The following is a 12,597-nucleotide window of genomic DNA, read 5'->3' on the forward strand; positions in this document are numbered from 1 at the left end:
CCGGAAATTTTTTAATTAATCTATTAGCTGGGATTGTTGCTTATACTCACCAACCTAAAAAGCCATCGATAAACTTAGCAGAGCAGCATCGCTTATTGTTAATGGCTGCCTAAAAACCCAAAATTCAGGTTATTAATATTGCATAATTTTTATCTATAAATAATACTGTTAAAATATTTATAAATTAAAATTTATTTTACTCATTGGGATGTTCATTTTGAATATTTCTAATTTTGGACTTAATCCTAGTCATCTTGTCCATACAACGATTCCATCTTATGATCCCCCTCAAGACGTTAATGATCAACTTGAGAATGAAAATACTTCCTTAGACAATCCTTTGCCTAAGCTAGAAGAAGCTAATGCATCAACGCTTCAATCTTCCGCCCCTTCACCTTCATCTGAAGAAATTCAACTAAGCTTTCACGAGGGAACTTCTCTAACTATTTCTCCTTCCCAACTAGCTTTGTTAAGGGAAAAATCCCCCTATTTTAAAAATTTATGGTCGGGGCAATTTCAAGAAACCCTGCAACATCCTCTCGCTTTAACACAAAAAGACTTTACGCTTTTGCTCAATTGCCTAACGAATCCTAAGTTTAAAGTTCCCTTAGAAGAGATTACTTCCGCCATTCAACTCGCTGATTATTATGAACTGACAGAAGTGGTGGAGAATTTAGAAAAACAGCTAGTAGAGAGATATAAATCTCAGAGATTTGAGCCCTTTAACTCCACTAAAGAAAGTTTAGTCGGATTAAAAGAGACTTTAAGTTTTGCGCAGCGCTGTCAATTAAACACTTTGAAAAATTATTTAGAATTGTCCGTTGTGAGCGAATTATTAAACCAGACTTCTCAATTAACAGAATTTGAAGAAATTTTAAATCACTTCTCAAATGAGATAGAAGCACTCAATTTTTCGGAGAATACTCATTTAACAAATGCTCACCTTTTAGCATTAAAAGACTGTAAAAATATAAAAGTTCTTCATTTTAAGAAATGTCGGGGTCTCACTGATACAGGATTAGCCCATTTAACACCCTTTACGGGTTTGCAGCATCTAGACCTAAGTTACTGCGGAAATCTCACCGATGTGGGATTAGCGCATTTGAAACCCTTAACGGCTTTGCAGCATCTAAATTTGAGCGAATGCTATAAACTCACTGATGCTGGATTAGCCCATTTGAAACCCTTAACGAGTTTGCAATATATATATCTAAGCCTATGCTATAAACTCACCGATGCAGGATTAGCGCATTTGACACCCTTAACAGCTTTACAGCATCTAAATCTGAATGCGTGCTATAATCTTACTAATGCAGGATTAGCCCATTTGGCACACTTTGCGGGTTTGCAGCATCTAAATTTGAGCGAATGCTATCATCTCACCGATGCAGGATTAGTCCATTTGACACCCTTAACGGCTTTGCAACATCTAAATCTGAGAAATTGCCGTAACGTCACGGATGATGGATTATCCCATTTGGCACTCTTAAAGGCTTTGCAGTATCTAGATCTAAGTCTATGCTATCATCTCACGGATGCGGGATTAACCCATTTGGCACCCTTAACGGCTTTACAGCATCTAAATCTAAGCAGATGCAGTTGTCTTACCGACGCAGGATTAGAACATTTTAAAACTTTAGCAGCTTTGCAGCATCTAGATTTAAGCAATTGTACGAATCTCACTGACGATGGTTTGGCGCATTTGAAATCCTTAACAGTTTTGCAGCATTTAGATCTAAGCAATTGTACGAATCTCACCGATGCAGGATTAGCGCATTTGACACCCTTAACGACTTTGCAGCATCTAGATCTGAGTTGGTGCGATAAGCTCACGGACGATGGGTTGGCACATTTAACATCCTTAACGACTTTGCAGCATCTAGATCTGAGTTGGTGCGATAAGCTCACGGACGATGGGTTGGCACATTTAACATCCTTAACGGGTTTGCAGCATCTAGATCTAAGCAATTGTACGAATCTCACTGACGATGGTTTGGCGCATTTGAAATTTTTAACAGTTTTGCAGCATTTAGATCTAAGCAATTGTACGAATCTCACCGATGCAGGATTAGCGCATTTGGCACCCTTAACGACTTTGCAGCATCTAAAACTAAGAAATTATGGGCATCTCACTGATGCTGGATTAGCTCATTTGACACCCTTAACGGCTTTGCAGCATCTAGATTTGAGAGGGTGTCGTAATCTCACGAACGCTGGATTAGCAAGCTTTAAAGCTAGCATTTTAATTCAAGAACATGATATTCGACTAACTTCAAAGATTAAAGATATAATTCACAATAAGCCATTGTAAATTGTTTTTTTTGTTATTCTATTATCACCCTTGAATCAATGAATGATATTTATTCCAGGTTACTTTAAAAAATAACAATTAGGAAATGTCTATTTACTATAAGTTAACAAATACTGAATTTGTTAACTTATAGTAAATTGTTTTCCTTAAACTATACGTAGTAAAAAAAATTCTCTTCTTTTAAGCTTTAAGGCCTCTCAGCATGGGCAATTCTGTGATTTGATAATGCCGTTTTGGATAATTATACGTTTATTGGAGGCAAAGATAAGTTTAAGTTAAAACAATGATTGAAAAAAAATTCTAATCAAAAACTTTTAAATCAAAAATATCTCCATAATAAACCTAGAGGTGATTTAAAGGCCGAGGAACACGCCATATAAAATAAATTTGGTTATTAATCTATTGCAGGACCCTTACGAGAAGATCACTTAAATGAAACAAGTCATATTCAGACTTATTAAAATAAGAACAAAAAACTAATCAAGTACTTTTAAATCAACAAATTAATCAATTTAGTCGCATTATCTGCTCGAGATCCTTTGTCATAGGCATAAACAAGCTATGAGCTAGCATGACCGGTCACTCGCATGATTTCACCATCCGAAAAACCTTGTTTTTTTAGATAAAGTTACTGTGGATGCCCTGAGTACATGGGGAGTAATTTTAAAAGGAATATTTGCCATTACCGGCTTTTTTAAAATCAAAGCCACTTGATTGATCATGATGTGTTTTCCCGAGCCCGTGATAAAAATTTAACCCGTTCTATTTTCGAGATAGTTTCTAAGGCTCTGCATAACACTTTCTGGATAAGTGATGATGGTTTCTTTAATATAACCTTTCGTTTTTGATTGTAAGAAATTGATTTCATTTCTTATCCAATCAATTTGTTGCGTTTGAAGAGACAGTACCTCGTTTACACGTTTTCCTCCCTGCAAAATAAGCTTCGCAATCAGGCAGTCTCTTGTATTGATTTTTTCAAGCTCATGTAAAAACGAAAGCCATTGAGATTGATTCATGGCCTCTGTAATCACCTTTTCACGTATTTTGAAAAACTTTTTTGTCCCCTTTTCTTTGCTTGGTATGGCCTTTCGCACAACTCCTTGCAATTGCCTGCTTAAATAAGCTGTAAAAGGCACATAGCAAGTAGCTCTTGCCTGTTTTGTGGCTTCAGACCAATCCTCAACTAATTTTATTTGATCCAAAATTGCTTCGTGATTGACAAGAGAAAAAGCCTGCAAACTGATCCTTAAATTAATTAGGCCTTGCAGCACTAGTTGCTTCATCCCGGAATAATAGTTAATCTGAGTCAAACGATTCAAGGTTCCCAACCAGATTCCAATAGCTTCTTCTACCACAAGACGATCTAGCGTGTTCCAATAAAAAGGCTTAAAGTAAAATGAGTGAAGAAGCTGAAAAGTTAATACAAGTAAACGCTAAAGAAATTGACAGTCATGATGAACAAATGGCTAAGCACCGCAATAAGAAAAAAATAAAGGCTACCATTTATCTAACGGAAGAAGCCGAACAAGCATTTACCGAACTTTACATCCATCGCTTGCGCAAAGATAGAAAGATTAACCGCTCAAGCATTGCCTGCGATGCTATCATGGATTTATACGAGAAAGAATGCTGCAAGCCAAACTAAAAAAATGATTCGTTAAACAATACTAAATCCTGCAGAGGTGTTAAATGCGCTAACCCTGCATTGGTAAGATTCCGACAACCGCTTATATTTAGATGCTGCAAACTCATTAAAGGTGTTAAATGCGCTAACCCTGCATTGGTAAGATTCCAGCAATAGCTTAGATTTAAATGCTGCAAGGCCGTTAAGGGTTGCAAATGCTTTAAACCATCATCAGAGATATCCTTACAACAGTTTAGATCTAGATGCTGCAAACTCATTAAAGGTGTTAAATGCGCTAACCCTGCATTGGTAAGTCTCCAGCAATAGCTTAAATTTAAATGCTGCAAAGCCGTTAAGGGTTTCAAATGCTCTAATCCAGCATCAGTGAGAACCCTACAGTTGCTTAGATTTAAATGCTGCAAAGCCGTTAAGGGTTTCAAATGCTCTAATCCAGCATCAGTGAGAACCCTACAGTTGCTTAGATTTAAATGCTGCAAAGCCGTTAAGGGTTTCAAATGCTCTAATCCAGCATCAGTAAGAGCCATACAGTGGCTTAGATTTAGATGCTGCAAAGCCATTAAGGGTTTCAAATACTCTAATTCAGCGTCCCTGAGACCCATACAGTGGCTTAAATCTAGATGCTGCAAAGCCGTTAAGAGCGTCAAATGCTTTAATCCAGCACCAGTGAAATTGAAGCGTTTGCTTAGATTTAAATGCTGCAAGGCTGTTAAGGGTTTCAAATGCTCTAATCCAGCATCAGTAAGATTCCTGCAATCGCTTAATTCTAAATGCTGCAAAGCCGTTAAGGGTGCTAAATGCACCAAACCAGCGTCAGTGAGATTCTTACAGGAGCTTAGATTTAGATGCTGCAAAGCCGTTAAATGTTTCAAATACTCTAATTCAGCGTCCCTAAGACCCATACAGTGGCTTAAATCTAGATGCTGCAAAGCCGTTAAGGGTGTTAAATGCGCTAATCCTGCATCGGTAAGACTGCTGCACCAGCTTAGATCTAGATGCTGCAAACCCGTTAAAGGTGTCAAATGCGCTAATCCATCATCCGTGAGATTCTCGCAATCGCTTAGATCTAGATGCTGCAAAGTCGTTAAGGGTGTCAAATGCGCTAATCCTGCATCAGTGACACCCCAACATTTCTTAAAATGAAGTATTTTTAAATTTTTACAATTTTTTAATGTTAAAAGATGGGCATCGGTCAAACGGGCATTTTCTGAAAAATTAAGTGTTTCTATCTTCTTTGAGAAGTGATTTACAATTTTTTCAAACTCCTCTAACTGAGATGTCTGGTTTAATAATGCGCTCACAACGGTGAATTCTAAATAGTTTTTCAAAGGTTTTAATCGACAGCGCTGCGCAAAATTTAAAATCTCTTTTAATCTGACTAAACTTTCTTCAGTGGAGTTAAAAGGTTCAAATCTCTGGGATTTGTATCCATCAATTAACTGTTCTTCTAAATGTTTCACCACTTCTGTCAGTTCATAATAATCAGCGAGTTGAATGGCAGAAGTAATCTCTTCTAAGGGAACTTTAAAGTTAGCGTCCATCAGGCAATTGAGCAAAAGCGTAAAATCTTTTTGTGTTAAAGCGAGAGGATGTTGCAGGGTTTCTTGAAACTGCCCCGACCACAGATTCTTGAAATAGGGTGATTTTTCCCTTAACAAAGCTAGCTGGGAAGGAGAAATAGTTAGAGAAGTTCCCTCGTGAAAGCTTAGTTGAATTTCTTCAGCTGAAGGTGAAGGGGCGGGAGCTGGAATCGTTGACGCACTAATTTCCTCTGTATTAGCCAAAGGATTGGCTAAGGTATTATTCTCATCCACAAGAGGGTTATTAATCCCTTGAGATTGAGAGTAAGAAAGAGCTGTTGTATGGACCAGATAACTAGAATTAAATCCTGTATTAGAAATGTTCAAAATGACCGTCCCAATGAATAAAATAAATTTTTATTTATAGCTGTTTTAACAGTATGATGAATAGATAAAAATTATGGCAATATTAATAAGTTAAAATAGGCAGTCACATTTTAAGAGAAAATTTTTCCTTATTAATGAAGAGCAATTAAAAACCAAATAAGGATCAATATAGTTCAAACATAAACTCTTCAGCTTTTGATTTGAAAGTGCCTTAAGTCCGCAAGATGATAGGATCAGGAAATAAACGTTTTATAAGATTTCTGATGCGATTAGGGGGCCTATTTGATTAGGAAATATGTGGGCGAAAAAGCCGCTAATAAAATTGGTTTATAAGCTTAATTTTCATCCTATAATACATCTTATCGCGGATATTTTTCTTAGAGAATCGTCTCGATGAGAGTCGATAAACTTTAATGAAATTTTATCTTTGATCTTCTTAGGATAATGCACTGTTTTAATGTTTATCTATATGGAGTTCTTTAGGAAATTTACTTTTTATTTAACAGAAAAAGCTGCCAGGCAAATGGATGAAATGTTTATCAGTTATATTGCTGTAGACAAGAAAAAAGACAGGTCTGTTTTGATATGTGAAGCAATTGAGCTACTTTATAAAAGTGATTTAAAACCTATTTAATAATATTTGCGCTCCTAATTAATTTTTGTATAAAAATTAAGCTTTCTGAAAGACCGTCAAAAATGCTTTTTAGGCATGCTAACCGATATAATTAGTGATAAATTAAGGAGCGCATTATATGTCATCAATCACTTCCAGTTCTTTTTGGAATCATCTAAATCCACAATTGGAAAATAAAAGATTCCATCACCAATTTAGATAAAGCAGTCACTCTTTTTTTTAAAAATAGAATTGAGGAATGTTTGTATGAATGTGAAAAATTGCTTCAACAGAATGAAAACAATATAAAAGCGCGGCATTTGTTATCTAATGCTTATTTTAAGATAGGTGAATTTGATGAGTGTTTGCGTGAATGCAAGCAGTTGATTCAGCAGGATGAAAACAATATAGAAGCACGGCATTTGTTATCTAATGCTTATTTTCAGCTAGATCAATTTGATGATTGTTTACGTGAATGCCATCAATTGCTTCAATATAATGAGAAAGACATAAATGCACGCCTTCTATTATCTGATGTTCATCTTTTTAAGGAAGAATTTGATGAAGCGCTAAGACATGCAGAATACGCTCAGCAAATTGAACTCTCAGCAAGAACATGGGGGCACTTAGGCAACCTATATATAGATTATGACTCAGAAAAAGCATTATTTGCTATTGACAAGGCATTAGAGATTGCACCTAACAATCTTTTTTTTCAACATTTAAAGTTTATTCCCTTACTAGATCTTAATCGACTCGAAGAAGCTGAAGAACAAATTAAAATAATGAAAAATTTATTTGATAAGGAATTTCCAAATGAAGAAACTTATTCATATCTACATTTTCGTTATCTTTCAACTGCATACTATGGCGGACTTGGATTAATATATTTTGCTCAAGGGAAATATAAACAAAGCTTAATCAATATTGATAAAGGATTGAAGTTAAATACTCAAAACCCTGGGTTATTATTATCCAAAGGTGTCTCATTACTTCTTGAGAGAAAAAACTATGCGGCTATTGAAGTTTTTAAGTGTGCGCAGGAAATTAGATTAAACTCATTTGAATTACATTGCGCTATTGGTTTTGCATATTTATATAATAAGCAATATGAATTAGCTGTTGAAGCTTTGGAACAAGCATTTAATTTATCTAAAGGCTATGGGATAGCAACTGCTTTTTATGATGCTTACTATGTGACAGCAATTGCTTTGTACGATGCTTACATTGGTAATAATGAAATTATTAAGGCAAATAAACTTGTAGATACCTGCCAAATTTCAGGATTTATGGAAAGTACAACAAGTTCGCCTAGATTATTTGCTAAAGTAAGACCATCATCCTACATTATTGTTTATATATGGAATCCAAAACATGATCGTTCCCCGCAGCATAGAGATGCAGACTATGGCCACGCTGCTATAAAGGTTGTTCATAATGGAGAATCATTTTATTTTAGTTGGTTCCCCTCAGGAAATGATTATACGAATGAGAAAGGTATCCCGCGTGCAACACCTGGGTCTTATGGAGCAAAGAGGAAGATAAAAACGCCAGAAAAAGCAACTTCAAGGTTAAGAGCTTTATTCAAAGATATTCCTTTAAATGGAAAAGACCAAATCGAACAAATATTAATGCGTAAAAGTGACAAAGAAGAATTTCGAAGAAATGCTACTTTTAAATTTTTTTTTAAAGGAATACATATTGATCGTTTATTAGTTTGGTGGAAAACACTATTAAAAATTGATACGGCTTATTGTGTAAATAGCTACAATTGTTGTGACGTTGTGCTACACAGCTTGCAATTTGCTTTAGATGAAGAAATACAGAACATTAACATTAAAACTTCACGCATGAGAGAAAACAAGAATTACGATCCTGCTTTAATATTGGAGGGGCATAAATATGAAATCTCTCCCCAATCTGGATTCAAATCTACTACAATTTATCAGTATTGCTTCCGATTAGCACAAGAAATTAACCAAACTAAAATGAATAGCCAATCCGAAAAGGATGTCCCGGCAATAATTGTGAGGTATAATAGATGGCACAAAAGACGTCGCGCTGTCATAAAATTTGACATTGATCCCTTAAAATTCAACCCTAACTGGATGACAACAAACAAGAAGATAGGCTTAGAAGATATTTATTCTAATTTAATCAATCGGTCATTTTCCCAGTTTATATTTAAAAATATTAGTGAACTTGATGATGATATTAAATCTGAGAATTATTGCGGTTAAAAAAGGGTTTTTATTATAGCCACAAGGCCTAATAGATATTTAAAGATGGATAAGGAAAAACTATCTTTAAGAAAAGCCTTTCCTTAATTGAAAGATGATTTTAATTACTCTTCTAATTCGGCAGAGTAGGTATGTTGACAAGCATCAAAGGTAATAGTTTTTAAAAATCTATTTTGTTCCATAAAATTTTTGACGATCTCTTTAGCGGCATTTAAATATAATTCTGTTTGATTTTTATTATAATTACCTGGGGCTGTATGAGGATTAGGACTGAATTTATAACCAGAAGTCCCTGTTCCCAAGGCTTGACATAACATAATGCGAATTCCTCGATTTCCTGCTCCTTTTCCGTAACGCACTTCTATATACTTTGCAAGAACCTGTTGCTGTTCTGAGTTAATTTCACCATCTATTAGTTTTTTACCTTTTCCTTTTCCAACAGAAAAACTATCTTTATCCTCTGTTAATTGAATCTGCTCTTGAAAAAGTTTTTCATAATGTCTGATATCAATTGCTTTTCCAATTCCTGTTGATAAATTCCTTTGAATTAAATCCAAAGCTAAATAAAGGATCTCATTTAGAGTGATTACTTTTTTAATTTCTTCTCCTTCGGGAGTAGTATATGTCCTATGATAATCAATGACGTAACCAGAGTTTGAGTCTCTTATTAATTTCATGTCAGAAATGACTTCTCGATCTTCATAACTGAAGTCAGCTACTTCTGAAGTAATCACCCCAACCAAATAAACTTGGCCGTTATCTTGAATGAGAACCGGCCCTCCTGAATTACCAGGAACGACAGTCCCATCAATAGTAAATCTTTTAATTCCCTGATTTTCAGTTATAGAGGAAATAATTCCTTTATGAAAAGTCACCTTATCTTGACCTAAAGGATATCCAGCAAAATAAACTTTCATTCCTTCTTTAAGTTGAATCGTTTCGGGTAAGAAAGGAATTACCTCTTCTGGTTGAATCTTGTGAGAATCTAATTTTATAGAGTAAAGATCTAAAGCTTTTGCATGCTGTTGAATTATGTCAGGATTAGAGGTAGGAAAATAAGCTTGCTCTTGATGTCCATAATTAATTTGAAGATAGTCTACTATAAATTGGGATACCCCATTTATTTCTTCTTCAGGAATATTATGAGCCGCTGTTAAAATCGTTCCTTCGTGATCGATAAAAAAGCCTGATGCTTCTCCTATAGTGCTATTGATCGAACAAATAAGAGGACGCATTTTATCAAAAACTTGTGCAGTTGATAGATCTATTCTGCTTCTTTCTTCTCTATCTTTAGAAAAAGGAGAGTTAAAAGATGAATCGGCGGAAGGCGACGGGTTTATAGCGTTCATTATGACCTACTTTGATGTTTCTTAAAAAAAATTAATGGCAAAAGATAAATAATACAAATCGTATTATATTTTTTTATAGGAGATTTTCTTTTTTTTCTATTCAAATAAAAGGGTTGGAACTCTTAGGTAATGGAGATTTAATAATAAGTATGACTAATCATGCAAATTAATTTTAATTTTCGCTTGTGCAAACAACGTCTATATTCATGTCTATTGATAGCAAAAAAAAGCGGCCAAAATAAGGTTTAGTAATGTGTCGAGAATGAGAAATTAAATTCGAAGTGAGCGGAATGAGTAGATGAAGAAATGTATTTAAGAATTTAACAGTTGATATTAACAGACTTTTTTAAGTTGTTGAGGCTATTAAAAGACTGAGTCTTTATCAAACAGAATATATTCATCATTTTGAAATTGATGGGATCAATCTAAAACAAACTTCTGGTTCATTAGATAGATTCTGGAATTTCTCATCCGTGTAAACGCCTTCTTAGTGTTTCTTTTTCAAAGCAGGCCATTTAGAAAGGGCTATAAAATACAATAATATAAAATTCAGACCAGGAACAATCATTAGAAGGCTCAACCATTTAGAAAAACCAGCTTTGGAAAAAATAAACCAATAGGGAAAAATGATCAGTAAAATCCCTACCGCTATTAAAATTAAGGGTAGCAATGGGCCATTTTCTGTTAGAAATAATGTCTCGCTTCCTTGTATATCCATTTATTTGCCTCATCGCTCATGAGTTTTTGAAGATCTCTTATCACATTTACTCTGACTCTTGATTTTTTTTGCAAAGAATAAGAGGAACCTTGGGTTATCTCTAATTGTTATTTCTTAGCAACCTATATTCCAGTAAGCTGATCCCTATAAAAATTGTCTATAATCACTGTTAAGCACATCAGCTAAATTTTTTAGCCATAGCTTTTCCTTCAATAATTAAGTTAATCTTAAATTTAATCCCATAGCCATACACAAAGAAACCAAGGTATGCCATTTAGGGTTTCCAGCATCTGAAAGTGTTTTGTAAAGGCTTTCACGGCCAATATGCGCTTTTTTGGCTAAAGCTCCAATCCCACCTTGTGCTTCCGCTACATTGCGAAGAGCGATCAAAAAAACTTGTTGCGACTCTTCGTCGCCCTTCAGGCTTTCTTCTAAAGCAGCATTTAGATAGGCAACAGCCTCGTCATGATCCTTTAACTGTTCTAAGAGAAAATCTTGATACTTCTTATTTCTTGCCATAACCTAACTCCCTAGATTGATAATCCTTCAAATACTCCATTGCTTTTGTAATGTCCTTGTCCTGAGATCCTTTATCACCACCGCAAAGAAGCAAGGTGACTTTGTTTCCAACCTTTCCATAATAAATTCTAATGCCCGGGCCGTAATGAATACGAAGCTCATGTATCTCCTTTTGCAAGGCTTTACAATCTCCAAAATTCCCAAGCTTCAATCAGTCTAACCGGGTTAAAATTTTAGCCCGTGTATGGATTTCTGTGATTTCCTTGATCCAAATCTCAAAGGGTCGTTTACCATTAGCGGTTTCGTAGATTTCAATATCGATCTCTTCCATATAAATTATTGTATCTTTTAGGATACAATAATTCAAGTAAATTTTAACCTATAAATTTTGAGAATTTCGCCAATATCTCGAGAAACAACTGTATTGTTTTAAATGACTTAAATTTTTATTTTAGCTATAGCAATTTCTATTGTTTCATAATTAATGGCATTTCCTTTTTTGGTGAAAAAAAGATATATCTGTTTTTTTTATGCTTTCAGTAATAAGATTTACGCTCCTTATTGATTTTTATATAAAAATTAAACATGCTGGAATAGCATTAAAAATGCTTTTCAATCGTGCTAAACATATAAATAGTTACGAATCAAGGAGCGCATTATATGTCACCAATCACTTCCAGTTCTTTTTGGAATCAACTAAATCCACAATTGATAATTGAACGAAATACTGTCGCAGATTTGAAGAAGGCAAATATCCTTTTTTTGGAAGATAAATTTGATGAGTGTTTACGTGAATGTAAAGAATTGCTTCAACAGGATCAGAACAATATAGAAGCACGGCTTTTGTTATCTAATGCTTATTTTCAGCTAGATCAATTTAATGAGTGTTTGCATGAATGCAAGCAGTTGCTTCAGCAGGATGAGAACAATATAGAAGCGCGACTTTTGTTAACTACTGCTTATCTTCATCTAAATCAATTTGATGAAGCGTTAAAGCATGCAGAATATGTTCAACAAGTTGAGGCAACAGCCAAAACATGGTTCCAATTAAATTGTAGATATATTGAACAGGGTGATTTAGCAAAGGCATTATTTACTATTGAAAAGGCATTAGAAATTGAACCTCAAAATTTTTTATATCTCCAAGCAAAATTTGGTTCTTTAATAACCTGAATTTTGAATTTATCTCTTTGATAATAAATAAGAAGAATAAAATTTAAATGACAAAGGACCTCTGCATCATTTAAAACATTTGTTTTCCCAAGCTAATGTTTAATATGACATGAGAGGTCAAAATG

The 12,597-nt window shown here is 34.6% G+C and carries 10 protein-coding genes and 1 pseudogene; 5 read left to right on the forward strand and 6 right to left on the reverse strand.

Annotation, left to right across the window (positions count from 1 at the left end; genetic code table 11):
• Together BU804_RS12365 and BU804_RS10045 are read left to right on the forward strand one after the other, a co-directional pair.
• Positions 1-113: pseudogene (locus tag BU804_RS12365) on the forward strand (IS982 family transposase); the annotation flags it as partial.
• 104 nt (positions 114-217) lie between these two features.
• The gene (locus BU804_RS10045) at positions 218-2,311 is read left to right on the forward strand and encodes a leucine-rich repeat domain-containing protein (protein ID WP_075883959.1); all 2,094 of its coding nucleotides are present in this window, start codon (positions 218-220) and stop codon (positions 2,309-2,311) included.
• Between the two features lie 752 nt (positions 2,312-3,063).
• Here the strand turns inward: BU804_RS10045 and BU804_RS10050 are convergent.
• A complete protein-coding gene (locus BU804_RS10050) occupies positions 3,064-3,666 on the reverse strand; it encodes a site-specific integrase (protein WP_075883960.1) in 603 nt (200 codons plus the stop codon).
• A gap of 41 nt (positions 3,667-3,707) precedes the next feature.
• On the opposite strand from BU804_RS10050, the gene BU804_RS10055 reads away from it, so the two are divergent.
• Positions 3,708-3,956 carry a hypothetical protein gene (locus BU804_RS10055; protein ID WP_075883961.1) on the forward strand — a complete coding sequence of 83 codons (249 nt, stop codon included), beginning with the start codon at positions 3,708-3,710 and terminating at the stop codon, positions 3,954-3,956.
• On the opposite strand, the gene BU804_RS10060 is transcribed toward BU804_RS10055, so the two are convergent.
• Complete coding sequence (locus tag BU804_RS10060) at positions 3,953-5,860, reverse strand: BTB/POZ domain-containing protein (RefSeq protein WP_075883962.1); 1,908 nt, start codon at positions 5,858-5,860, stop codon at positions 3,953-3,955. The two genes, BU804_RS10055 and BU804_RS10060, sit on opposite strands and share 4 nt — an antisense overlap.
• A gap of 864 nt (positions 5,861-6,724) precedes the next feature.
• Between BU804_RS10060 and BU804_RS10065 the strand changes: the two genes are divergently transcribed.
• On the forward strand, positions 6,725-8,713 hold the full coding sequence (locus BU804_RS10065; protein WP_226996189.1) for a tetratricopeptide repeat protein: 1,989 nt from the start codon (positions 6,725-6,727) through the stop codon (positions 8,711-8,713).
• Positions 8,714-8,817: 104 nt separating this feature from the next.
• On the opposite strand, the gene BU804_RS10070 is transcribed toward BU804_RS10065, so the two are convergent.
• The 4 genes from BU804_RS10070 to BU804_RS10085 form a co-directional block, all read right to left on the reverse strand.
• Positions 8,818-10,062 carry a S1 family peptidase gene (locus BU804_RS10070; protein WP_075883964.1) on the reverse strand — a complete coding sequence of 415 codons (1,245 nt, stop codon included), beginning with the start codon at positions 10,060-10,062 and terminating at the stop codon, positions 8,818-8,820.
• Positions 10,063-10,549: 487 nt separating this feature from the next.
• Positions 10,550-10,780, reverse strand: coding sequence for a hypothetical protein (locus BU804_RS10075; protein ID WP_075883965.1), 231 nt, complete (start codon positions 10,778-10,780; stop codon positions 10,550-10,552).
• A gap of 216 nt (positions 10,781-10,996) precedes the next feature.
• The gene (locus BU804_RS10080; protein ID WP_075883966.1) at positions 10,997-11,299 is read right to left on the reverse strand and encodes an addiction module antidote protein; all 303 of its coding nucleotides are present in this window, start codon (positions 11,297-11,299) and stop codon (positions 10,997-10,999) included.
• Positions 11,286-11,510 (reverse strand): type II toxin-antitoxin system RelE/ParE family toxin, encoded by a 225-nt coding sequence (locus BU804_RS10085; RefSeq protein WP_226996188.1) that lies wholly within the window; start codon positions 11,508-11,510, stop codon positions 11,286-11,288. The genes BU804_RS10080 and BU804_RS10085 overlap by 14 nt, the downstream gene beginning before the upstream one ends.
• A 449-nt stretch (positions 11,511-11,959) precedes the next feature.
• Between BU804_RS10085 and BU804_RS10090 the strand changes: the two genes are divergently transcribed.
• Positions 11,960-12,472 carry a tetratricopeptide repeat protein gene (locus BU804_RS10090; protein ID WP_075883967.1) on the forward strand — a complete coding sequence of 171 codons (513 nt, stop codon included), beginning with the start codon at positions 11,960-11,962 and terminating at the stop codon, positions 12,470-12,472.
• Positions 12,473-12,597: the final 125 nt, after the last annotated feature.

Origin of the sequence: Candidatus Protochlamydia sp. W-9, from assembly GCF_001950615.1 — a bacterium.
Lineage (GTDB): Bacteria > Chlamydiota > Chlamydiia > Chlamydiales > Parachlamydiaceae > Protochlamydia > Protochlamydia amoebophila.